Source organism: Geminocystis sp. NIES-3708 (assembly GCF_001548095.1).
Lineage (GTDB): Bacteria > Cyanobacteriota > Cyanobacteriia > Cyanobacteriales > Cyanobacteriaceae > Geminocystis.
Window position 1 is genome coordinate 2,651,884 of record NZ_AP014815.1, and the last position, 25,306, is coordinate 2,677,189.

A 25,306-nucleotide genomic window follows, 5' to 3' on the forward strand; every position below is an offset into this window, starting at 1 on the left:
TAACCCCTTACTACAACAAAATAAAAAAATCTTTTTTGAAGATGTCTAATAAGTAGATTTTATGAGTTTTAAAAATAAAAAATAGACAGTGAAAAATCTTTAATTTTCGTTACTAATAAGAATTTTAAATTTCCATTTTAATTGGTATAAGATATTAATTTAATGAATAATCCTCGTCAATTGGCGTTTCAGGCTTTACAAAATGTTTATCAACGTCATGCTTATACTGATATTGCTTTAGACAGAGTTTTTACTTCCACTTCCATTTCTAGTTTTGATCGTCATTTAGTTTCTGAATTAGTCTATGGTATTGTTAGACGTAAAAGAACTTTAGATAGTCTTATCAATCAATTAGCAACGAAAAAGGCGACTCAACAACCCTTAAATTTACGTATCATTTTACAATTGGGATTATATCAATTACGGTATCTTGACAAAATTCCAGAATCGGCGGCAGTGAATAGTAGCGTTGATTTAGCTAAAAAGAATGGTTTATCTAAACTTTCTGGTGTAGTCAATGGTATTCTACGATCATATCTTAGATTATCAGCAGAAGAAGATTCTTTAATTTTACCATCAGATTTTATTCCTCGTTTAGGAGTTAAATATAGTTTTCCTGATTGGTTAGTTTCGCATTTTATTAATGAATTTAATGTTAAACAAACGAAAAAATTATTAGATTGGTATAATCAATCTCCCTTTATTGATTTGAGAGTTAATTCTTTAAAAATTACAAAAGAAAACTTACAAGAAATTCTACTAAATAATGGTATTGAAACAACTTTTTTACCGAATATTCCTCAAGGTTTAAGGTTAACTAATTCAGCAGGAAATATCACTAGATTAGATTGTTTTAAAGAGGGTTTATTTACTATCCAAGATGCTAGTGCTCAACTTGTCACTAATTTTCTCAATCCTCAACCCCATGACACAATTATTGATGCTTGTGCTGCACCGGGTGGAAAAACGACTCATATGGCTGAATTAATGCAGGATACTGGTACAATTATAGGATGTGATCGCCAATTATCAAGGCTTAAAAAAGTAACAGAAAACGCCGAAAGATTGCAATTAAAATCTATTCAGGTGGTAGAAGGTGATAGTAGCCAGTTGAGAGAATGGGAAAATAAAGCCGATAAAGTATTAGTAGATGTACCCTGTTCAGGTTTAGGCACATTACACAAAAATCCTGATATTCGTTGGCACAAAAAACCAGAAGACATTAAAGCATTAACCGAACTACAGTTAAAAATTCTCGAAAATTCAGCAAAATGGGTTAAAAACAACGGTGTGTTAGTTTATTCTACTTGTACCTTGAATAAAGAAGAAAACGAAAACATTATCACCAAATTTTTAGTCAATAATTCTCAATGGCAATTAGACACAAAAAATAATAATCCAAATTTTGATTTTTCGATAACATCAAAGGGAATAGTTAAAATATTTCCTCCTGTTGATAATATGGATGGATTTTTTATGGCTAAATTAATAAAAGGAGAGTAGTTTATGACAACTGAAAATAAGACTAAATTATTGGTTAAAATTTTGGTAGGCACAGCATGGATTGATGGTATTATTCAACCTCAAGAAAGAAAATATTTACAAAAAGTTGTGACAGAAAATAACCTTAATGAAGATTCAGATATTAAATCTTTATTATCAGAAATTAAGTCTGTCAATCCTAATCAATGTTATGAATGGTTAGAAGAATATTTAGGTAGTCATCCTACTACTGAAGATTACGAGGAATTATTAGGGGGTATCAGTGCCTTAGTTTACAGTGATGGTGATGTAGATATTCAAGAGGCTAAACTATTAAGTCGTTTACAAAATTTAGATCCTCATTCCCAAGAGAAAAAATCTAGTTTTGAGCAAATTCTTCAATCTATTCGGCAATTATACCATAAGGCGATCGCTAGTAACTAAAAATTTATCTCACAAAATTTTGTAAGGGTGAGTGATATTCACCCAAATTAATGATGATTTATTTAGAGAAACAAGTTAATGATTAACAACATTAAATTATTTCTCTAATTCCGATAATTCCATCCATTTTTCTGTTGCTTTATCTATTTCTTTATTAACTTGTGCTAATTCTGCTGTTAAATTATTTAAAGTTTCATAATCTTGATTAGAATGATATAATTTTTTTTCTATTTCTACTTTTGTACTTTCTAAATCAGGAATAATTTTGGTTTCTAGTTTTTCTAATTCTCGTCTTTGATAAGCTGATAATCTTTTATAATTGTTATCTGATTTATTTTCTTTTTCTTGATTATTTTTAACTTCTTTAATTATTTTATTATTGGCATTTTTTTCTTCTTGAGTTTGTTTTTCTTCTTTCTTTTTACAATCTAAATAAACAGAATAATTACCCGGATATTGACGTAAATTACCATTACTTTCAAAGGCAAAAATAGTATCTACCGTACGATCAAGAAAATAACGATCATGAGATACAACTATTACACAACCCTTAAAAGACTCAATATATTCTTCTAATACAGCTAAAGTTTGGACATCTAAATCATTGGTAGGTTCATCTAATATTAATACATTAGGATTACTAATTAACATCCTTAGTAAAAATAAACGACGTTTTTCACCTCCTGATAATTTAGCAATAGGAGAATATTGTTGATTGGGAGTAAATAAAAATCTTTCTAATAATTGAGAAGCACTTATCTGACTTCCATCACTGGTTTCAATAAATGTAGCTACATCTTTAATATATTCTATAGCCCGTTGTTCATTTTGAGCTGCCGTAATTAAACTGTCAGAATGTTGATCAAAATAACCAATATGAATTGTACTGCCAATCTCCACTTTACCGCTATCTGGCTCAATTTTTGCCATAATTAAATTCATCAGGGTTGACTTACCAACACCGTTACCACCGATAATACCTACTCTGTCATCAGGTGCAAATTTATAAGTAAATTCTTTAATTAAAATTCGATTGCCGTAAGATTTGCTAACATTATCTAATTCAATAACTTTTTTGCCAATGCGACGACTAGGAGTATCAATTTCTACCTTCCCTTGAGCTTGTTTAAACTCTCGATCTTTCATATCATAGATACGATCAATTCTTGCTTTTTGTTTTGTACTACGGGCTTTAGGTCCTCGTTTAAGCCATTCTAATTCTCTTCTAAGTACCCCCTGATGTTTTCGCTGACTACTAGCTACTGATTCTTCTGCTAAGGCTTTCTTTTCGAGATAATAGCTATAGTTACCAGCATAGCTATACATATCCCCTCGATCAATTTCCAAAATACGAGTTGTAACTTGATCCAGAAAATATCGATCATGGGTAATCAAGAAAATTGCACCTCGAAACTTCTGCATATATTCCTGTAACCATTGCACAGACTCGGCATCAAGATGGTTAGTGGGTTCATCCATTAATAATAAATCAGGATCAGCCATTAAAGCAGAAGCAAGAGCGACTCTTTTACGATAACCTCCTGATAAATCACCCATTTTGGCATCAAAATCGCTAATTCCGAGTTTATCAAGAATAATTTTGGCGTTAGTTTCTGCATCCCAAGCATTAGCTGCGTTAATTTTTTCTGTCACCTTTGCTAATTTATTCATTAACTCTTCCTGAGCGACACCTTCAGCTAAGGCGAGATGATGGGATAAATCTTCATATTGTTTAATCCATTGCATTTGTTCACCACTATAGACAAAAACTTGTTCTAAAACAGTGTTATTTGGCTCAATTTCAGGTTGTTGAGGAAGATAAATAATTTTTGAGCCTGATTTTACTACCATCTCTCCGCTATCATAAGGCTCTAATCCTGATAGAATCTTGAGAAGGGTTGATTTTCCCGAACCGTTAACTCCAATTAAACCTACTTTATCGTTATCATCGATGCTAAAATTGGCATCCTTGAGAATTTCTTTGATTCCAAAATCTTTTTTGAGGGATTGTGTCGTAATAATAGCCATTTAAAAAGGAGTAGTATATAGAAGTTATTTGAAATAATTATTATTCCATATAAGAGATTGCAAAATATAATTATCTATTCTTAATATATCAATAATTTAGCTTTAAGCTCAGACGCATTTAAGTTGACAGGTGAAGTTAGGCAATAGGTAAGATTTTCTTAAATTTTTTACTAATTTTAAAAAATTTAAGTTAAATACGTTTTAGCTTAATTTAGTAGACTTCTTGCACAAGTCAGACAATTAGCAATAATTATTAAAATTGATAATTTTTTTACCTTAAATAGATTTTAATTTTTATTTTACAAGAAGTGAGATTTTTAGAAATATTAGCTATCGGTGGTCAACTTTGGCGGTACAGTAAAATTTACAGATTGATTTTCTACCAAAATTACTGGAATGGCACTGGTTTCTAAGACGGTTTGTGATTTTGAACTGATTAAAACATTTTCCCAATGATTATGTCCTCGTTTTCCAATGATTAATTCCACTACCTTATAATAATCAGCTACCTTAACAATTTCTTCTGGTATTACTCCCACCGTAGTGATAAAACGATAGCGAATATCTGCTAGTAATGTTTGGGTTTGTGCCTCTAAATATTGAAGGATTTGAGGATCATCTTGTTCTACAACGTGCAAAACTATTACTTCCGCATTACTGCGACGGGCTAATTCTGCTACTTTTAATAAAACCGTATTAGTTAAAGGTGAATTATCAATAGCCGCTAATAATCTTAACTGACGATTTAAAGTGACTTTAGTGGGATCAACTTCGCCTTTTTCTAACAATTTAGGTGCAAAAATAGGTATTGCCCATGCGCCTAAAGGTGCAGTGACGAGGATTGACAGAACGGCGATCGCCAAAATACTATCACCTCCAGCAATACCCTGAGTCAAAGGAATTGCACCAATAGCCGCTTGAACTGTAGCTTTAGCTGAATTACCCGGTAATAAAAAAAGACGTTCTCCCCAAGTCCAATTACTACCTAGGGTTGACAAATACCATCCCAAAGTTCTTCCAATTAAAGTACCAATTATTAAAATCAACAACCCTGTCATTAAGCTATTGCCTAAGACATTTAACTGAATACTTGCACCTAAAAGCACAAACAGAAAAATTTGAGCAACTTCCCAAAGCCCATCAAAACCAGCTCTTAAAATTCGTGCTAAAGGAGCATCTAATTCAATTAAGAAAAAACCTAATGCCATAACCGCAAGATAACCAGAGAAAATAGGCATTTTTTCTCCTAAAACCACTAATAAAAGAGCAAAACCTGCCGTAATAAATGTATCTTGTACAGCATTTTGAGTCCAATTTTGTTTTACTAAGAGGGAAACTAATAAATGAGCGGTTAGCCAACCCATCAAAATTCCTAAACCAATTTGACAAACAACTTGAAAAGGCAGTAAGAATAAAGGAGAAACGCTAAAACCAGCAAAAGAGAAAGAAACAGAGCTATTGCCTAAAAATGCCATTAATAAGCTAAAAACCAATAATAACAACACATCAGACAATGCACTTCCCGTTAAAATTGCATCAGGAATACCTTTATTTACCCCCCAACCTAAACTTTTTAAGCGTAACATTGCGGGTACAATTACCGCAGGAGACTCTGCACCAATAATGCAACCTAATAATAAACCTGTGGGAAAATCAAAGTTTAAAATCAACATGGCGGCAAAAGCAATCGCGATCGCCTCAAATGTAGCAGGTAAAAAACCTAACCGTAATGCCACAGTTCCCTGCTGGGCAAGTTTCTCTGTGTCTAAACCTAAACCTGCTTTCATCAGAATAACCATTACAGCGATGATTCTTAAGCTAGGAGCAGAGTTTAACACATCAGAAGCTAAAACATTACTCACTTGTGGACCTAAAATTATTCCTACTACAATTAAACCCACAAGGGCTGGAATTTTAGCACGACTAAAAACTTGACTAACAAAAAAACCTAATAGAATAATCCATAAAATACTCTCTAGCATTTTTCCTTTTAAAATTTAAGTATCGATAACAGTTAATTTAAAACTAATTTAAAGAAAATTACAATTTTAAGTAAATTCTTTCCTAGTCTCTTAGTCTTCTAGTCTCCTAGTCTCCATTGATTAGAAGTTAAGGCTAAAAGCAGGGTGTCAAGTGATTTTCAAAGAAAAAATTTTTTCGATTTTTGCCCACTTCTGGAAATAGGGCGATAATTAATTTTTGCCTCGGTTTTCTCCTCCTTTTTATAATTCCTAAATCCCTATTTTCTGGTGCTGAAAAATATTTTACTGGGTCTTTTATTTTTCCTTTATTATATGCAACTATAAAATGATATAAGCCTCTATATATCATTTCTATTGATACGTCATCAAATGGTAATGATAATTCTTCTGCTACGGCATCTCCCAAATCTATTAATATGCCATAAAATAGCCAAGTTCCCCATATTTGTAACTTAATTCCATTGATTGAACCTGTCCATAAATAACTCAAACCTAATAATCTTTTTACTATATTAAATGCTTCTTCTATTCGCCAACGTTTCCCATATAAATTAGCAACAACATAAGGAGGTAAAATCTCAGGATCTATTACCGATGTTAAATAAGAATGCCATTTATTTTTTGATCTAATTTCAATTAAACGTAACGTAATAATTGCCGTTTCTTTTTTGTCACAACCGATATTTATCAAGCTATCTCTTAAATCATGACTATTTGTAAATCGTTTTAATATTTCTACAGATGCCCCTTTTTTTATTCTGGTTATAAAATCAATATTTCTTTTTATTAATTTTTGCCAAAATAGAAAATGATAAAATCCTCTATCCAATAATAATAGAGTTTTACTTTTTACTAAATCAAGAATATTTTGCTCAAATTTAACATCGGAAATACTTGGATTTTCTTCTACCCAAATTTCTACTGGTAATCTCGTGGCTAAATCCATGACTACTGCCATTTTTCCCACTAATTTTCCTATAGGAATATCTTTTAAACTGTCTAATTTTCTGAACAATGCTTCTAATGTTGAACCATCAACAATCCAAATCTGACTGAATTTTGTTAAAGAAAAACAGACACTATCAGGAAGTCGGCGATTCGTTCTATCTTGCCATCTTTGTTTTAATTTTGGCAATAATTCTTTAAATACTTGTTCAAATAAAATAGATGGAAATGTTAAAAATCTCTCTGCCAGTGCTTTCTGACTAACTGTAGTCGGATTTACCCATAAAAAGGCTTCTCGATTTAACATACGAGTCAACTCATTGACACTAGGAACATTTCGCCATAAAAGAGTCAAGATTGCTGCCGTCATTAATGACAAATTAAGAATACGATTTCTCATTCCTAAATCACGAAACAAACCTTCTTGTGCAAAAATAGAAGGCGTTAACAGTTCAGACAAATGTGAAACAATAGCCTCATTTTCCATCAACGGATGATGTTGTTTCCTCGCATGATCTCGGTTAATTTTTTTAGCCATCAAAAGTAATAAAGAGTAAATACTCTAAAAGATTAGCACTAATAAGGTTTTCAGCTATTTATTAACTTTTATTGCGAAGGGGTTGATTTTTTTCTCATTTGTTTAACTTCTTACCAATGCCTAGTCTCCTAGTCTTCTAGTCTCATCTTGATCAAAAATTATATGATTCACTCAGGTATCTATTACCCTAAAATGATGGTCAAAATATGCTAAAATGTAACGATTAATAGAATAATCATGATTTAATCGTTAAACATCGCTAATTTAACAAAAAAAGCGATAAATTAACCAAAAATCATTAAATTTAACTACTGCAATCCTCAAACTAATTATCGCAGTAGATAACTAATCATAGCTTAAAAATACATATGACATCTATCCAAGAACGCATAGTACCCATTAACTTAACTAACGAAATGTCTCGCTCTTACCTCGAATACGCCATGAGCGTTATTGTCGGTAGGGCGTTACCTGACGCTAGGGATGGATTAAAACCTGTTCATCGACGCATTCTTTACGCTATGTATGAATTAGGATTAATGCCCGATCGCCCTTTTCGTAAATGTGCTAGGGTTGTAGGGGAAGTTTTGGGTAAATATCACCCCCACGGTGACACGGCGGTATATGATGCCTTGGTGAGGATGGCACAAGATTTTTCCATGCGTAACCCCCTCATAAATGGCCATGGAAATTTCGGCAGTGTTGATAATGATCCTCCAGCGGCGATGCGTTATACAGAGTGCCGTTTACAGGCTTTGGCGACTAATGGTTTATTACGAGATATTGAAGCAGAAACCGTTGATTATATTGATAACTTTGATGGTTCGCAACAAGAGCCTGTCGTATTACCAGCGAGAATACCCCAATTATTATTAAATGGTGCAACGGGTATCGCTGTGGGTATGGCTACCAATATTCCTCCTCATAATTTAGGGGAATTAATCAATGGTGCAGTGGCGATGATTCACAATCCTGACATTACGGACTTGGAGTTAATGCAATACATACCAGGTCCTGATTTTCCCACAGGTGCACAAATTTTGGGCAGACAAGGCATAAAAGACGCTTATACCACTGGTAGAGGTTCAATTACCATGAGGGGTGTCGCCAATATTGAAACGGTTTCTAATAAAGGCAGACAGGATAAAGAAGCGATTATTGTCACCGAGTTACCCTATCAAACTAATAAAGCGGCATTGATTGAAAAAATTGCTGAATTAGTAAATGATAAAAAAATTGATGGTATTTCTGATATCCGAGATGAAAGCGATCGCAACGGGATGCGTATTGTGATTGAATTGAAACGGGATGCTTACCCTAGAGTTGTTTTAAATAATTTATATAAACAAACGGCTATTCAAAGCAATTTTGGGGCAAATATGTTGGCTTTAGTGAATAATGAGCCACAATTATTAACAATTCGCAAGTTTTTAGAAGTTTTCCTCGAATTTCGTGTCGAAACGATTATCAGACGCACTCGTTATTTACTCAAAAAAGCCGAAGAAAGAGATCATTTATTACAAGGCTTATTAATCGCACTTAATAATCTCGATGCGGTGATTAGAATTATTCGAGGTGCAGCAGATACGGCAACGGCAAAACAAGAGTTAATCACTAATTTTGAACTTTCGGAAACCCAAGCCGATGCTATTTTACAGATGCAATTACGCCGTTTAACAGCCCTTGAAGCGGAAAAAATCGAAGCTGAACATCAAGACTTAATGACCCAAATTATTGATCTTAATGATATATTAGCTCGAAAAGAACGAATTGACACTATTATTGAGGCGGAATTAGCGGAAATTAAAACTCTTCATGCTACTCCTAGACGTACAGAAATTGTCCAAAATGACGGTGATTTAGGAGATATAGATTTAATCGCTAATGAGCAAGTTGTGATTTTATTGACGAAACAAGGCTATTTGAAAAAAATGCTCGTCAATACTTTTGAAGCCCAAAATCGAGCTACCAGAGGCAAATCTGGGGCAAAAATTAAAGACGATGATGTCATTGAACATTTCTTCACAGGATGCGATCATGATCGAGTATTATTCTTTAGTGATAAAGGAGTCGTGTATGGACTTAGTGCTTATCAAATACCTTCAAGTTCTCGTACTGCAAGAGGTGTTCCCATCGTACAACTATTACCCGTTGCCAGTGATGAGAAAATTACTTCAATCATACCCGTAAGCGAGTTTACTGATCATGAATATTTAGTAATGCTTACCAAAAAAGGGTTTATCAAAAAAACTGCTCTTTCTGCTTTTGGGAATATTCGTAGTAACGGTTTAATTGCCATTTCTTTAGAGGATAATGATGAATTGCGTTGGGTAAGATTAGCAACGGAAGATGATAGTATTCTCATCGGTTCTCGTCGTGGTATGGCGATTCATTTCCATGCTGATAATCAACAATTACGCCCTCTCAGTCGTACAGCAAAAGGCGTTAAATCAATGAAATTGCGTACCGGTGATCAAATTATCAGTATGGATATTTTACCTTCTCAAGTCGTAGCAAATATCGCTGAAGCGGGAGAAAATGACGATGAGGAAAATATTGATATTGAAAATGAAGAAGAACTAACTAATGATACCAGTAAAGATGCTCCTTGGGCTTTAGCAGTGACGACTAGCGGTTATGGGAAAAGAGTGCCTGTTACTCAATTCCGTTTACAAAGACGGGCTGGTATTGGAGTCAAAGCTATTCGTTTCCGTAAACCGAAAGAGGAATTAGCCGCTTTACATATCGTTAATGGTGATGATGAGTTTATGATTATTACTACTCGTGGTATTATTATCCGTTGTGATGTCAATGCTGTTTCTCTCCAATCTCGTAATGCTAGTGGAGTAAGGGTACAAAAACTCGATTCTGATGATGCGATCGCAGGTATTGCATTAGTACCACCATCAGAAGAAGGGGAAGAGTCAGTGATAACCGAAGAATAATAATTAATAAGTAATAATTAATAAGTAATAAGTAATAGTTGATTATTATTTTCATTCCTCACGATTTATTTAAGTATGATTCCCCATACGGTATATTCCTATTAAACCCTACATATTTCTAATATTATCAACCCAGAAATAAAGATTAAATGCAGGCTTCAGAAACTAAATTACAAGAAATTATTGAAGGAACAAAACAATATGTAATTCCTTTGTTTCAACGCTCTTATAGTTGGGAAAAATCTCATTGGGAATTATTATGGGAAGATATTATAGAGTTATATTTTAGTGAGAATTTATATCCTCATTTTATGGGTTCAATTGTGACTATGCAAACAGAATCTTTACCCGAAGGAGTTACTAAATTTTTATTAATTGATGGGCAACAAAGATTAACTACTATTTTTATTTTATTGGCCGTTTTACGAGATAAAGCTACTTTACTAGAAAAGCATCATATCGCTTCAGAAATTAATGATCGTTTTTTAGTTAATACTTATAATAAAGAGCCTGATTATTATAAATTAAATCCTACTCAAATAGATAGAAAATCCTTTTATAATATCATTAAAAGAGATACAAATATTGAGAAAAATAGTAATAGTATTAGTGACTGTTATTTATTTTTTGAAAAGAAGATAAAACAGAGAAAAGATTTAGATATACAAAAGATAAAAAATATTATTTGTAATAGCTTAATTGTAGTAAGAATTTTATTAGGAAAAGATGATAACCCTTATTTAGTCTTTGAAAGTCTCAACGCAAAAGGAAAACCATTAACCCAAGCTGATTTAATTCGTAACTATTTTTTCATGCAAATAAATGGGGATGAGCAAGATTCTATTTATAAACAATATTGGCTACCTATGCAAAATATTTTAGGAGAAAATTTAACAGAATTTATAAGACATTATCTAACAAAAAATGGAGTGATTATTAACCAAAATGAAATTTATTTCGACTTAAAAAATCGCATTAGTAGAGGAGATACTCTTTCTTATTTAAAAGACTTATATCGATTCAGTCAATATTATCTAAAAATTCTCAATCCTGCTAAAGAAGAAACTCTTTTAGTGAGAAAATATTTATTCCGTCTTAGACGCTTAGATGTCACTACAGTTTATCCTTTTATTTTAAATTGTTATCACGGATGGAAAACGAATCTCATCAGCGAAAATGAATTAATTAATATCTTTAAAGTTATTGAAAATTATTTATTAAGACGCTTTGTTTGTAATGTGCAAACTAGAGGATTAAATCGCACTTTTGCTTTACTTTATTCCCAAATAACCAAAGAAAGTAACTTATCTTCTCGTAGTATTTTAGAACAATTAAAACTAAATTTACAAAATCAAAACTATCCTAAAGATGAAGAATTTAAAAATAGATTAAAAGAAGTCAAACTTTATGGTAGTAATCGATCAGAAAAAGCTAAACTTATTTTACAATCTTTAGAAGAATCTTTTGAACATAAAGAAAGAGTTTCTTTTCAAAATCTCACCATCGAACATATTATGCCTCAAACTTTAAGTGATTGGTGGAAAAATTATCTCGGAGAAGATTATCAAATAACCCATGATTTACTAATACATTCTCTTGGTAACTTAACTTTAACTGCTTATAATTCAGAACTTTCTAATGATACATTTTTCAATAAACAAAAAGCCTTAAAAGAAAGTCATTTAGAATTAAATAAATACTTTAATAATGTTAATAATTGGCAAAGAGAAGATATAGAAAAAAGAGCTAATTTATTAATAGAAAAATGTTTAAAAATTTGGTCTTATTTTGGTGATGAATCTTTAGAATTAATTACTAAAAGTACTGTAACAGGTACGATTCCTAAACTTATAAAAATTTTTGGTGATGAATATTCCGTTAAAAGTTGGCGAGATGTCTTAGAAACTACTTTAAATGTTTTATCAGAATCTGAGCCAGAAAAATTCAAAGAAATAATGGAGCAATTCCCTCGTTTTTTAGCATGGGATGAAAAAGATTTACGCAGCACTCGTCAACTCAAAAATGGTGCTTTTATCGAAGTTCAATTATCTTCAAAAGATATTTATTCTTTCTGTCAAAAAGCGATTGAAACTGCTAATTTATCTTCCGATGATTGGTTGGTAGAAACCATAATAATTTAGCAGATAATTATTTATTATTTCAAATTTTAATATTACTAGGCTCATTATGAGTGGCAATAACACGATAACATCCAGACTCAGGATTTGCCCATTTATAAATATATTCTTTTGGATTTCCCCAACATAAACCTAAATAAATTTCTTCTTTTCCTGCGTCTAATTCAGCCCATTCAACTTCTTGATATAATAATTCTAATTTATCTTTACTTATAAGCATATTTTCATCGCCACTTAAATAAAACTTCATACCTTGAGTCATCTCTCGCCAAAAATCAAGAACTGAAGTTTTCGCATCCATTAATATTTCTTTATCCCCATCAATGGCAATTAATTGATTATAAACTTCTGGACAACGAAAAGTTTTATTTTGAAAATTAATTGTACGCCAAATAACACCCGAAACCTGATTTTTTTGCTGATATTCATGGATTTGTTGCCTAAAATCACGAAAAACAAAAACTCGGCTAGTTTTCTGCATATTAATCGCCTTCGCTACTGCGGGATTATCTAACTTTTCCTCCGCATTAAAAATTATTCTCATTCCTCCCCAAGTCGCCCTTAATTCCAACTCTAAAAACTTAATTAATTCGTCTGTGGTATAAGTCATTGCCGAAAAATAACTAGAAAATATGATTAAACTTTAGAATACATCATTACTGATAAAATTAACTAGAGACAAAGTGTTAATGTTTGGATTATTTTCAGCTTTAACCTTTGTTAAGTCATCGTTATAACCCCATAATGCTAGAAATAACTTAACCTCTTGTAAATCTTTTTGTTTATTTACCAACTCCAATGCTTCTAATCTATCCTCAAGAAAATTTATATCTGAAGGCTTAACTTTTTCTCTTTGAATAATTAATCGCAAACTTTCATATTTAGGGCGTTTAACTTCTTTGCCCATAATGGCATTCTCTGGTAAAAAAATGCCTTCTTTTTCTAATAATTGTCTAGTAAATTTTCCTTCTTTTGTAGTAATAATATATAGTTTAATATTTTGTTTAATTAAATATTTTAATTTTAAAATAATATCATCATAAAAACAGTGTAAATTTAACCAATTTTCTAAATTATTCTTAATCTCAAACTCTCTAACTTGATCTAATGTTTTTGATATTTTTTCAATAGTAATTCCTTCTAAATCAAGAATTTTAATAGATTTTTCTTTGATATTATGCCAATTATTTAAAATATTTTCAGGGGTTTCATTCCAAGTTAAAACTCTTAACAATAAAGGCATTTCCCAACCAGTTTCTACCACAGGACGTAATAAATTAAAAGTACTTTGTAAACTATCTAAATCATAGGTAAAATCATGCCAAATTTGTTGATAAACCAGCTTACTACTATAAAAATACTCCTTTAAACCATTACAAATAACACCATCAAAATCACTAACTAAAATTTTCATTAATACCTCTTAATTTTCAAGCAATATTCAGATTTATTTAAGTCTTTCAAATTTGAGGGATTTAGAGGGGAAATAACCAATTACTATATTTACAAAAAAACGCCACAAAATCAGTATAATCTGAGAAATTGTAGCGTATTTTTATTTAGTAATTGAGATTTACTTGATCTCTAAAACTCAGGTTTAATCACGGGAGTACGTCTTCTAATGGGTGGACGGGAAACATCTTGTCCAGAAGGTCGAGGGGCTACAGATGGGCGTGTAGGAGGTCTTTGACGTCTTAATCTTGAACGTTCTTGATCTTCATATATTTCCAAATAAAGAGTATCTCCAGCAACTTGTGCCGCTGTTTGCAATACAGTTCTCACGGCTTGAATATTACGACCACCTCTACCATATACTTTACCCTTCTCATTTTCCTCAAAAGCCAAACGAATCCACACTCTTCTTGTGCTAAGAATTTGCTCACAATCAAAGCTCAATAATTCAGGAGAATCGAGTAAAGGCTCAATCAAAAAACGGACTAATCCATCATAATCGGGCTTCGAGTTACTATTAATATTGATGTTTGGTTCACTATTAAGCATTTACTTGTTCAAATACCTTTGCTTTGTCTAAAATACGGCGTACAGTCTCAGTAGGTTGAGCGCCTTGTTTTAGTCTAGTCACAATAGCAGGTACATTTAATCTAGTTTCATCACTTCTAGGGTTATAAAAACCTAATTCTTCTAAAGCTTTTCCATCTCTACGATCACGACTATTCATCGCTACAATACGATAACTAACTTCTCTTTTTTTTCCTAATCGCTTTAAACGTAATTTAACCATATTAATTTAATTAATTTTCAATTCGACTTCTTGAGTTAAGATTTAATTAACCTATACTATGATACTCAAATTTGACCGCAATTGCTAAGTAACTTGTTTAATCATTAATTTAAGGGACAAAATTTTAACTCGATGTCTTTGGTTATATTAACCAAAAATATAATTATGAATTATCAATTTAGTTTACATTCAGCCGTTATCCACAATAATGTTGATCAATTAAGAAAAATATTAGAATCTCATTCACAGTTTAATATTATCAGCCAAGAAGAAAAAAATCAGTCTCTTATTTATGCGGTAAAACAAGGCTACACAGAAATTGTAAGTATCTTGATTGATGCTCAAGCACAAGTTAATTTTCAAAGCCTACCCCATTTGATGACACCATTAATGTTTGCTAGTGCAGGAAATCATGGCTTAATTTGTCAAATATTAATTGATCATGGTGCTAACGTTAATCTTATCAATGATGATGAAAGTTCGGCGTTGATGATTGCTAGTTATAAAGGGTATGCTAATATTGTCGGAATACTGCTAAAAAATAATGCTGATGTCAATCATAAAGACTTAGATGGAGACAACGCTCTCTATTTAGCTATAAAATCCAATCATCAAGAAGTAGTTAGTCTTTTAATTGATTATGGTGCTGATTTATATATTGACGATGGTGCATTAATTATCGCCATTGATGCTGATAACTTAACCATGATTAACTTGTTACTAACAAAAAAAATTAATGTCAATCAAGGCAATAGGGATCAAGTAACACCACTAATGACAGCATCCGCCCATGGTAACTTAGTCATTTTAGAAAGATTATTAGAAGTAGGAGCTCAAGTTAATCATCAAGATATTAACGGGGATAGCCCTTTACATTTAGCTGTATTAGAAGGTCATTTAAATATCGTAAAAAGACTATTAAAAGCGGGTGCAGAAGTTAACATCATCAATCAAGATCGAGATTCTCCTCTACTAATTGCTACAATACATGGTTATACAGATATAGTTAAAAAACTATTAGATTATGGTGCAAATCCGAATTTTTATAATCAACAAGATACTCCTTTAGGGTTAGCAATTGTTAATGGTTGGCAAAAAATAGCTTTTTATTTAATAGAAGCAGGTGCAAATCCCAATACACGATTAGGGGATGGTAAAACAGTATTAATGAAAGCCTGTGATCAAAATAATTTAGAATTAATATCACATCTATTAAAAGCAGGAGCGGATGTTAATTTAGAAGATAAAGGGGGTGGCACAGCATTAATGTGGGCGGCACATCGGGGCTATTTAGACGGGGTAAAATTATTACTCACAGTTAAAAATATTGATATTAATCACAAAAATCATGGAGGTTATACCGCAGCAAGTTTAGCTGAATATAATCATCATTCCGAAGTTGCTAAGTTTTTAAATCAACAGCTATAAACAAAAGTACATCTAAGTTTATTAGCATTGTAATAAGTAATGAGTAAAAATTTCACATCTTTTTGACTAAAATTATAGCCATGAACATCAAATAAGTTTTAGTTGTTAATAACAATATTTACTCAATTGAACAGTAAAAACTTTGTCTTATATAAAAAAAGGGCGAACGATGGGACTCGAACCCACGAATGGCGGTACCACAAACCACTGCCTTAACCACTTGGCTACGCTCGCCGTATATTAGATTATTATAACTAATTCTAGTAAAATGATCCAGTAATTATTAAAAATTTTATTGATGAATCCATTAGCCTCAGAACAACGAAGTCCTTTATCTATTACCCTGACGATAGGGGGTAGTTTATTTTTAATTTTTAGTTTTTTATTATTTTTTACCAATCCACCGCAAAAAAAATATGAGCAATTTGCTGCCGAACAATTGATAAAATATGCAAAAGAAAATGTCTGTATTGCAAAATCTGAGAGTATAGAAGAGGCTGTCAAAAGTCAGGTGTGTAATTTGATGATTGAAACAGGTAAAAATCAAATACCAAAATTAATTGAAAAAACCACTCGTAAACGTAATTATTTATTATTCAGCGTTTATGAAACGAATCTTTATATCTATAATTTTGAAACTATTGGTCTTTTAAATCAATTTTTTGTCATTGGTTTTAATTCTTCTCGATTATAGACATATATCATCACCCTCTCTCATTTGACGGCGTGAGCGTTAATTTTCGTTGTATATTCTCCCTCTCCATTGACGAGGTTTTTGAGTAGCTGATAAAAATATTCTTATGACTGCGAAAATATCCGCCGTTGGGGAAAGAAAAAAGAACAATTCTCTTAGTGATTTCGTAAAATTATAGGATGGTGCGATCGCAAATAATAAAGCAAAACGAATCAATAATAAAACAGAATTTAAGGTAAATAATAAGTAAAAACTAAGAAAATTTAACTCAGAGCAAAACAGGAAACCGATAATAATGATAGGTAACGGTAAAGCCTGAATTAAAGCTAAAAAGCCACATTCTGCCCATAAACCAGCTTTAGAAGTAGCATCTTTAAGGTCAAGTGAGCGTCCCCATTCTGTCCATGTTTCTTTTAAACCCTCATACATTCTAACTTTGATAATTTTTGCACCATCAGCAAAGCCAACTTTATAACCTTGACGGGCAATCAAACGAGCTAAAGTAACATCATCACAGAAAGAATTAGAAGCACAACTATAACCATTGATAGCTTCTAAAACTTTACGTTTAACTAAAAAACATTGCCCATTTGCCATGACAGTTTCTGCACTTTGAGCATCGACACCAGAAGACTCAAAACGATAAATTAAAGTCATTAATAAAGCTGGTTGTAACCACCACTCACCGCCATAGTTAAGAATAAATTGAGGGGAAAGAGAAACAACATCGTAGTGATGAAGATTAGCAAAATTCAATAAACTAGGAATTAAACCCCGTTGAGGCTGAGTATCCGCATCAATACCTAAAATCCATTCACTGGTTTTTGAACTATTTAAAAACCCATTATGTAATGCCCAAGGTCTTCCCACCCATTTTTTTGGCAAAGGTGGATCAGTTACAAGGCGAATACGAGGATCTTTTTTCGAGGCTTCTATAATTTTTTCTTGTGTCCCGTCCCTTGAATTACTATCAACTACAATTATTTCTTTAACCTCATAACTTTGACGAGTAATACCTTCTAACATTTTATCGATGCGATCAACTTCATTTAAAGTGGGTACAACCACGCTAACTTTTGCTAAAAGAGAAGGATTAGGAGATTGAGGCTTTAAAGGTGGAAATCGGGTTGCACCCCGAAATAATCGACTCAGAAGAATAAAAAAACAAACACTTTGAAAAACTAATAAAAGTAAGCAAATAATTGCAATGATGGTCATTCTGCTAAATAAGATTGATTTTAGTCAATTTTAAACGTAAAAGTATCTCATTTAAACAAAAAATCCCTCATCTTTCCAAAGACAAGGGATAGAATTTAGTGTTAACTAATTAATAATTACATTTCAACTCCAGAGCTAACTTCGCTTGATGTAGTGGCAAAACCACCAGCAAGAATATCAGCCTCTTTCACAAATCCGTTATAAGCCTCCATACCGTGTTCAGAAATATCTAAACCTTTGACTTCTTCTTCGGGATGAACTCTAATACCTACAGTTGCTTTGATTGCATACCAGAAAATAGAGCTAACTACAACAGTAAAACCACCAACGGTTAGTACACCAATTAATTGAGTAATAAAACTATGACCATTCATACTGAAAATACCAACGGCTAGAGTTCCCCAAATACCACAAACTAAGTGTACTGAAGTTGCACCAACGGGATCATCAATCTTTAAAGTTTTATCAAAAAATCCTACTGCAAAAACTACAATTACACCAGCGATCGCACCGATAATTACCGCACTAATATAACTAACATCAGCACAACCAGCAGTGATACCCACTAAACCCGCTAACACACCGTTAATAATCATGGATAAATCAGGTTTACCATCTTTTGCCCAAGATGTAGCTGTGGCAGTGATACCACCTGCGGCTGCGGCTAAATTAGTCGTGAGAGCAATATAAGGAATGTTACCAGTAGCGGCTAATTCTGAACCGGGGTTAAAACCAAACCAGCCAATCCAAAGAATTAAACATCCAAGAGTAGCAATACTCATGTTATGACCTGGTATAGCGTGGACTGTACCATCAGAGGTGTATTTACCTTGACGAGGACCTAAAATTGCCGCCCCCATTAATGCCGCCCAACCGCCGACAGAGTGAACCGCCGTTGAACCTGCAAAGTCACGGAATCCCATGGAAGCTAACCAACCACCATCCCAAATCCAATGTCCTGTAATAGGGTAAGCGATTCCTACTAATAAAACACTGAAGATTAAGAAGGCATCAAAACGGATTCTTTCTGCTACCGCACCAGATACAATCGTTGCTGCTGTAGCTGAGAATGCTAATTGGAAAAAGAAGGAAATAGATTCAGGTACTTTTGTCAAGGTTTTAACTTCAACTTCTTTACCATCAACCATTGTTTTAGCTATTTCAAAGGCTTCGGAGTCACTGTAAGGAAGACTGCTACCATTGAAGAAGAAACCGTCTAAACCGATAAAACCGTTGCCGTTTCCATACATTAAACCATAGCCAACTGCCCAATAAACAATAGAAGCGATGGCAAATACGATGAGATTTTTTGCTAAGACGTTAACCGCATTTTTTTGACGACAAAAGCCAGTTTCTAACATTGCAAAACCAGCATTCATGAAGACAACTAAAGTACCAGTTATCAATAGAAAAACCGAATCTAAAACAATTTTTAATTGCCCTACATCTTCAGGTTGTCCGAATCCTTGTGCCGTTGCCGCACTGTTCCACACCACAAGAATGAGGGCAGTTAAAGGAATACAGGCTAATTGATAGGGGGAAAATAAATTTCTAACACGAGCTATAGAATTAAGTATAAAACTATCTTGATTTGGTAATCGAGAAGCCTTTTTGTTCATTTTTTTAGACATCATCACCATAAACTAAGTAAATTTTATTTTCGGTATAGATTATTGGGAAAACTAAATAAGAATTAAAGAATTAATAATTCAACCCTTTAATTAACTGTTAAATATTCATACTTTTTACTTCACGGTTTCTGTATCAATAAATACAATAACTGATGAATAATGGATAATAGATAAAAAATAAAAAAACTATAATTATCAAATGTCTAATCATTTACCTATTTATATTATCTGTGGTGGTTTTCATTCTTTCACTTTAACTATTAACTTTTTTGCTTATTTGAAAACTATTATTTATGATGTTTATGAAGAAAATAGTATTCTTATTTGCAAAGAGAATATTCAACCTTATGATGGTTTAAATATCTATAACTATATCCATGAACATCATCAAAAATCCCTTAATTCTACGCCGATTATCTTCATCGGATTTAGTGCTGGAGTTGTAGGTGCAATTATCGCCGGAAACTTATGGCAAAGAAATGGTGGCAAAGTAAAAGCCTTATTTGCTTGTGATAGTTGGGGAGTGCCTTTAATGGCAGATTTTCCCTGTTATCGCATTTCTCACGATTATTTTACTCATCTGAGCTACTTAGGTGGTGAAGAAAATAGTTTTTATGCTTCTCCTTCTGTACCTCATCTGGAATTATGGCGATCGCCTGAAAAAATACAAGGTTGGTGGGAAATAAAATTAGGCATCAAAAAAAGAAGTAATTTAAGAGAATATTTCAAATATTGCTTAACAGAAAACAGAACGTAAAAATGTAAAATATATAAACAATAGGATCTTTAATTCCTAAATTCCTAATTCCTAAATTTTTGATTCCCATTATGACTGATTCATTAATTCATGATTTGTCTCAAATTCGCAACGGTAGTATTAAAGATTTACGAGGCATAAACTTAAGCGGATATGATCTTTCCGGTGCAAATTTATCCGCAGTTGATTTTTCTGGTAGTCAATTAATGGGGGTTAATTTTTCTGGGGCAAATTTGCGAGAAGCAATTTTACGTTGTAATTTACGTGGTGCAGATTTACGTGGTGCAGATTTACGTGGTGCAGATTTACGTGGTGCAGATTTACGTGGTGCAATTTTAATCTCGGCACAAGTAGAAAATATTAGTTTAGCAGGAAGTTTTTTAGCAGGGGCAATTTTAACGAATTTAGACTTATCCAATGTGGATTTAAGGGGTACTGATTTACGAGGTGTTAACTTGGTAGGAGCTTGTTTACAAAAGGCAGATTTAAGTAACTCCAATTTAAGTGGTACTGATTTATCTCAAGCTGATTTGGAAGAGGCAAATTTAACAGGTGCTATTTTAAAGGGTGCAAATTTATTTCAGGCGAATCTTCTTTGTGCAACAGTAGATATTCAGGCGTTAAAAAATACTTTTAAAGAAGGAGTTTGTATTGAGGGAATTTTTAATCAATAATAGATCATAATTTTGTTTTTACTATTAATTACTCATTATTAAGAAAGGGTGATATTTTTTACTGTTCAAAGTTCAATAAATATTATTTACTATGAAAATTAATAGAAAAAGATTTGTCCCAAAAATTTAAGCAACAATGAATAAATTAGCTACTAGAGTATCTCAAGTTAACCCTTCTATTACCCTCGCCATCACTGCTAAAGCTAAAGCAATGAAAGCAGAAGGTTTAGATGTTTGTAGTTTTAGTGCTGGTGAGCCTGATTTTGATACCCCTGATCATATCAAATCAGCGGCAAAACAAGCCTTAGATGATGGTAAAACTAAGTATGGAGCGGCTGCAGGTGAAATGCCTTTACGTCAAGCCATTGCTCATAAGCTCAAAAAAGATAATAATGTAGATTACAAGCCAGAAAATATTATCGTCACTAATGGCGGCAAACATTCTTTATATAACTTGATGATGGCTTTAATTGAAGAGGGAGACGAAGTAATTATTCCCGCTCCCTATTGGTTAAGCTATCCTGAAATGGTGACCTTAGCTGGAGGAAAATCTATCATTGTAGCTACAACCGCCGAAAATGATTATAAAATAACTCCAGAGCAGTTAAAAGAAGCTATTACCCCAAAAACGAAGTTATTTGTTTTAAACTCCCCTTCTAATCCTACGGGTAGCGTTTATAATCCTTCCGAAATTAAGGCTCTAGCTCAAGTAGTTATTGATCATGATATTTTAGTAGTATCAGATGAAATTTATGAAAAAATACTTTACGATGATGCAACTCATTTGAGCATTGGGGCAATAAATGAAGAAATTTTTAAACGCACAATTATTAGTAATGGTTTTGCCAAAGCTTATTCCATGACAGGATGGCGAGTAGGTTATATCGCCGCTGATATTAATATTATTAAAGCGATGACGACAGTTCAAGGTCATAGTACTTCTAATGTTTGTACCTTTGCTCAATATGGTGCGATCGCAGCTTTAGAATCTTCTCAAGATTGTGTTGTGCAAATGTTAGCATCTTTTGCCGAAAGAAGAAAAATCATGTATTCTGCGATTGAATCAATTCCTAATGTTAGTGCCCCCTTACCTAATGGAGCATTTTATTTATTTATCGATATTAGTAAAACTGGTTTAAAATCCCTCGAATTTTGTGATAAATTACTTACCCAAGAAAAAGTAGCTACAATTCCAGGTGTTGCCTTTGGTAATGATAACTGTATTCGTTTATCTTATGCTACTGATATGGAATCTATCAATAAGGGCATGGCAAGAATTAGTAATTTTATTCAATCACTATAACTATAGCAATCCTAAATTATTGGTCAACAAAATTGTTGTGAAAAAGGAAATCGGTAATAGACAATCGATAATTACCTTTCCCCTAATTAAATTTTTGAGCATTGAAAAATCGAAATTTTTTCCTTTCAAAGGAGAGGTTTTCAATTCTGAATGAAACCATTATCAACACGTTATTTTAAAAGACTTTTACTGATTTAGAAAACTCTAATTATTCACAAGTCAGATAAGATAACAGCTATACCAATTAGCAATTAACAATTTATTGTGGACTAAATTTTAAACAATGTTAACCTACTTGTAAGCGATAACTATTGATTTCCTCACTTTCTTCTCCATAGACTCCTTCAATTTGTTGATGACAACAATCAATAGCGAATTCCTGAAACTTATCCAAAGGAATATCATACATTTCTTGAAAAACATCAGGTTTCACCCGACAAAAACGAGGGCGATCGTCATATATCTGACACTTTCTTAACTCTTGATCATAATTAACACACCAACCATCTTTTCCTACCATACTCAAATACAATTCTAACTCTGATTGTGTAAGATAATCCCCTAAATCAGGACGATCACTAGGATCTAAATTACAACAAGCACCACATTTTTCAATACAACGCCATTCACTCATAAAAAAAAGAAAATCTGTAACAAAACTTAATAAAATTTGGTTGATTTTTTCGATAAAGAATCTTCCTTTCCTAGTATCATATATCTTGTTAGATTTAGTACCAAACATTTAAAATCATTATTTAAAACTAGGAGTAACTATGGATTTTATTACAAATCTTTTTAGTGGTTTAGATTTACAAGTTATTTTACAATTGACTTCTGTCGGTTTCATTTTAGTTGCTGGTCCTGTGATCGTTTTCATTCTCTATGCTTTAAGAGGTGACTTATAATTTTAAGTAGGGGCGAGTAAATACCATTCGCCCAACAGTCAAGAGCATTCCCTCAAAGAATAAAATAATATTTTTAACTCTAAATTTTTCAATTCCTAATTTTCTTTACATTTATTAATATTTCGATTTTGTGATCTCAGCTTGAACTAAGATTAAATTGCTCTACAAGATTCATTGTTCAGAGGATGTTATTTTTATGTTCGATCGCAGACTCAGTGGAATTTTATTACATCCAACTTCTTTACCCAGTAATTATGGTATCGGTGATTTAGGCAACGGTGCTTATCGATTTGTGGATTTTTTAGAAAAAGGAGATCAACAAGTATGGCAAATTCTGCCTTTAGGACCAACTGGGGCAGGAAATTCGCCTTATTTAGCCTATAGTGCTCTGGCTGGTAATCCTTTGATGATTAGCTTAGATATTCTTTATGGTGATGATTTATTAACAGAGGAAGATTTAGAGACTGTTAAAACTACTTTTGAGAAACAAAATTCTTCACGGGTTAACTTTGACTTAGTCATTAAGCAAAAATATCCTTTATTTCGTAAAGCTTTTGAAACATTTCAAGAAAAAGAAGATGAGGAATATCAGCTCGAATTTAGCCAATTTTGCGAAGATTATCGTTACTGGTTAGAAGATTATGCTCTTTACATGGCTCTCAAAGACTATCATCAAGGAGCGGCTTGGTTTCAATGGGATGAGGCGATCGCCAAACGCAATCCAGAAGCGATACATCAATGGCAGATGAAACTGGGAAAAGAGATGTTTTATCATAAATTTTTACAATTTAGTTTCTTCAAACAGTGGCGAAATTTAAAAAAATATGCTAACGAAAAAAATGTTAAAATTTTTGGAGATATTCCTATTTACGTTGCCCATGATAGCGTTGATGTATGGGCAAATCAAGAAATTTTTTGTTTAGATGCCAAAACTGGTGCTGCGGCTTTAATGGCAGGAGTGCCACCTGATTATTTTAGTGAAACTGGACAATTATGGGGTAATCCTGTTTACGATTGGGAGGTATTAGAAAAAACTAATTTTGCTTGGTGGATACAACGTATTAAGGGAATGTTAGAATACGTTGACATTATGCGTATTGATCATTTTCGAGGTTTTGAGGCTTATTGGGCAGTGCCAGAAGGAGAAACCACTGCTGTTAACGGAGAATGGTTAACTGCCCCAGGAGACAAGTTTTTTGCGATTTTAGACAAAGAATTAGGTACTTTACCCATAGTTGCAGAAGATTTAGGAGTTATCACCCCAGAAGTCGAAGAATTACGAGATAAGTATAAATTTCCCGGCATGAAAGTTTTACATTTTGCTTTTGACTCTGATCGAGCTAACGGTTTTTTACCCTATAACTATAACGACCGCAATTTTGTTGTTTATACAGGCACTCACGATAATGATACCACCGTGGGATGGTTTGAGAAACGCTCATTTAGTGAGAAAAAAAGAGTAGTAGATTTTATGGGAGGGATTTGTAACGAAGGTATTCATTGGAGTTTAATTCGTTTAGCCTTAGCATCCGTAGCCAATTTAGCTATTTTTCCAGTACAAGATCTGTTAGGGTTAGGTTCAGACTCGAAGATGAACACCCCCGGCACTATTACAGATAACTGGAGTTGGCGCTATGAAGATAATGTGTTAACCGATGACATTAGCGAACATCTCAAATATTTAACTTTTCTTTACGGCAGAGCATCATTCTGATTAATGAAGGTGGCAGACAGGGGGATTTTATTCATTCATAAAAACATAATTTCTCTGTCTGAGGAGTCTTGCAAATCAGTCATCGCCTATCTATTAGATCGAACTCAGGTATCTTCAAGATTTTTCTTGGGTTGAAGTGATGTTAATTGTTAATTATGTATCAATAGCTACAAAATGAAGATAGAACTATCTTTAGCATTAGAGCTTTGAGAGAAAAAGTAAAATAAGTAAACTCAAA

Annotated in this window: 21 protein-coding genes and 1 tRNA gene; 11 read left to right on the forward strand and 11 right to left on the reverse strand. The window is 32.8% G+C overall.

The genetic code is table 11. From position 1 onward, the window contains the following. Positions 1–162: 162 nt before the first annotated feature. Positions 163–1,503 (forward strand): 16S rRNA (cytosine(967)-C(5))-methyltransferase, encoded by a 1,341-nt coding sequence (locus tag GM3708_RS11670; RefSeq protein WP_066347105.1) that lies wholly within the window; start codon positions 163–165, stop codon positions 1,501–1,503. 3 nt (positions 1,504–1,506) lie between these two features. Beyond that, positions 1,507–1,926, forward strand: coding sequence for a TerB family tellurite resistance protein (locus GM3708_RS11675; protein ID WP_066347106.1), 420 nt, complete (start codon positions 1,507–1,509; stop codon positions 1,924–1,926). Positions 1,927–2,022: 96 nt separating this feature from the next. Here the strand turns inward: GM3708_RS11675 and GM3708_RS11680 are convergent, their stop codons facing one another. From GM3708_RS11680 to GM3708_RS11690, 3 genes are all read right to left on the reverse strand, one after another. Beyond that, positions 2,023–3,954, reverse strand: a complete 1,932-nt coding sequence (locus GM3708_RS11680) for an ABC-F family ATP-binding cassette domain-containing protein (protein WP_066347107.1) — start codon at positions 3,952–3,954, stop codon at positions 2,023–2,025. A gap of 326 nt (positions 3,955–4,280) precedes the next feature. Next, a complete protein-coding gene (locus GM3708_RS11685; protein WP_066347108.1) occupies positions 4,281–5,936 on the reverse strand; it encodes a sodium:proton antiporter in 1,656 nt (551 codons plus the stop codon). 133 nt (positions 5,937–6,069) lie between these two features. Further along, positions 6,070–7,371 carry an IS4 family transposase gene (locus GM3708_RS11690; RefSeq protein WP_082714220.1) on the reverse strand — a complete coding sequence of 434 codons (1,302 nt, stop codon included), beginning with the start codon at positions 7,369–7,371 and terminating at the stop codon, positions 6,070–6,072. A gap of 416 nt (positions 7,372–7,787) precedes the next feature. Between GM3708_RS11690 and gyrA the strand changes: the two genes are divergently transcribed. Together gyrA and GM3708_RS11700 are read left to right on the forward strand one after the other, a co-directional pair. Next, positions 7,788–10,364 carry a DNA topoisomerase (ATP-hydrolyzing) subunit A gene (gyrA, locus tag GM3708_RS11695; protein ID WP_066347111.1) on the forward strand — a complete coding sequence of 859 codons (2,577 nt, stop codon included), beginning with the start codon at positions 7,788–7,790 and terminating at the stop codon, positions 10,362–10,364. 149 nt (positions 10,365–10,513) lie between these two features. Beyond that, a complete protein-coding gene (locus GM3708_RS11700; protein ID WP_066347114.1) occupies positions 10,514–12,505 on the forward strand; it encodes a DUF262 domain-containing protein in 1,992 nt (663 codons plus the stop codon). 19 nt (positions 12,506–12,524) lie between these two features. Here the strand turns inward: GM3708_RS11700 and GM3708_RS11705 are convergent, their stop codons facing one another. The 4 genes from GM3708_RS11705 to rpsP all read right to left on the reverse strand — a co-directional run bounded on the left by GM3708_RS11705 (position 12,525) and on the right by rpsP (position 14,744). Next, complete coding sequence (locus GM3708_RS11705; RefSeq protein ID WP_066347117.1) at positions 12,525–13,112, reverse strand: hypothetical protein; 588 nt, start codon at positions 13,110–13,112, stop codon at positions 12,525–12,527. 33 nt (positions 13,113–13,145) lie between these two features. Beyond that, positions 13,146–13,916 (reverse strand): HAD family hydrolase, encoded by a 771-nt coding sequence (locus tag GM3708_RS11710; protein ID WP_066347119.1) that lies wholly within the window; start codon positions 13,914–13,916, stop codon positions 13,146–13,148. 170 nt (positions 13,917–14,086) lie between these two features. After that, complete coding sequence (locus tag GM3708_RS11715; protein ID WP_066347122.1) at positions 14,087–14,503, reverse strand: KH domain-containing protein; 417 nt, start codon at positions 14,501–14,503, stop codon at positions 14,087–14,089. Continuing rightward, positions 14,496–14,744, reverse strand: coding sequence for a 30S ribosomal protein S16 (gene rpsP, locus GM3708_RS11720; RefSeq protein WP_066347123.1), 249 nt, complete (start codon positions 14,742–14,744; stop codon positions 14,496–14,498). The genes GM3708_RS11715 and rpsP overlap by 8 nt, the downstream gene beginning before the upstream one ends. A gap of 165 nt (positions 14,745–14,909) precedes the next feature. Between rpsP and GM3708_RS11725 the strand changes: the two genes are divergently transcribed. Beyond that, complete coding sequence (locus tag GM3708_RS11725) at positions 14,910–16,172, forward strand: ankyrin repeat domain-containing protein (protein WP_066349444.1); 1,263 nt, start codon at positions 14,910–14,912, stop codon at positions 16,170–16,172. 161 nt (positions 16,173–16,333) lie between these two features. On the opposite strand, the gene GM3708_RS11730 is transcribed toward GM3708_RS11725, so the two are convergent. Next, positions 16,334–16,406, reverse strand: a tRNA-His gene (locus GM3708_RS11730). Between the two features lie 64 nt (positions 16,407–16,470). Between GM3708_RS11730 and GM3708_RS11735 the strand changes: the two genes are divergently transcribed. Further along, positions 16,471–16,866 (forward strand): DUF4359 domain-containing protein, encoded by a 396-nt coding sequence (locus tag GM3708_RS11735; RefSeq protein ID WP_066347125.1) that lies wholly within the window; start codon positions 16,471–16,473, stop codon positions 16,864–16,866. Positions 16,867–16,905: 39 nt separating this feature from the next. On the opposite strand, the gene cruG is transcribed toward GM3708_RS11735, so the two are convergent. Then, a complete protein-coding gene (gene cruG / locus GM3708_RS11740) occupies positions 16,906–18,084 on the reverse strand; it encodes a 2'-O-glycosyltransferase CruG (protein ID WP_066347127.1) in 1,179 nt (392 codons plus the stop codon). A gap of 116 nt (positions 18,085–18,200) precedes the next feature. Then, complete coding sequence (locus GM3708_RS11745) at positions 18,201–19,718, reverse strand: ammonium transporter (RefSeq protein WP_231932930.1); 1,518 nt, start codon at positions 19,716–19,718, stop codon at positions 18,201–18,203. Positions 19,719–19,914: 196 nt separating this feature from the next. On the opposite strand from GM3708_RS11745, the gene GM3708_RS11750 reads away from it, so the two are divergent. The 3 genes from GM3708_RS11750 (at position 19,915) to GM3708_RS11760 (ending at position 22,449) form a co-directional block, all read left to right on the forward strand. Next, entirely contained in the window at positions 19,915–20,472 is a 558-nt protein-coding gene (locus tag GM3708_RS11750) for a hypothetical protein (protein WP_066347131.1), read from the forward strand. 71 nt (positions 20,473–20,543) lie between these two features. Next, positions 20,544–21,146 (forward strand): pentapeptide repeat-containing protein, encoded by a 603-nt coding sequence (locus GM3708_RS11755; protein ID WP_066347134.1) that lies wholly within the window; start codon positions 20,544–20,546, stop codon positions 21,144–21,146. 136 nt (positions 21,147–21,282) lie between these two features. Then, positions 21,283–22,449 (forward strand): pyridoxal phosphate-dependent aminotransferase, encoded by a 1,167-nt coding sequence (locus GM3708_RS11760; protein WP_066347135.1) that lies wholly within the window; start codon positions 21,283–21,285, stop codon positions 22,447–22,449. A 286-nt stretch (positions 22,450–22,735) separates the two neighbouring features. On the opposite strand, the gene GM3708_RS11765 is transcribed toward GM3708_RS11760, so the two are convergent. Further along, positions 22,736–23,083, reverse strand: a complete 348-nt coding sequence (locus GM3708_RS11765) for a YkgJ family cysteine cluster protein (protein ID WP_066349447.1) — start codon at positions 23,081–23,083, stop codon at positions 22,736–22,738. Positions 23,084–23,222: 139 nt separating this feature from the next. Between GM3708_RS11765 and psb30 the strand changes: the two genes are divergently transcribed. Both psb30 and malQ read left to right on the forward strand, forming a co-directional pair. Further along, complete coding sequence (gene psb30, locus GM3708_RS11770; RefSeq protein WP_017295305.1) at positions 23,223–23,354, forward strand: photosystem II reaction center protein Ycf12/Psb30; 132 nt, start codon at positions 23,223–23,225, stop codon at positions 23,352–23,354. A 169-nt stretch (positions 23,355–23,523) separates the two neighbouring features. Then, positions 23,524–25,068, forward strand: a complete 1,545-nt coding sequence (gene malQ / locus GM3708_RS11775) for a 4-alpha-glucanotransferase (protein ID WP_255358449.1) — start codon at positions 23,524–23,526, stop codon at positions 25,066–25,068. The last annotated feature ends 238 nt before the right edge of the window (positions 25,069–25,306 follow it).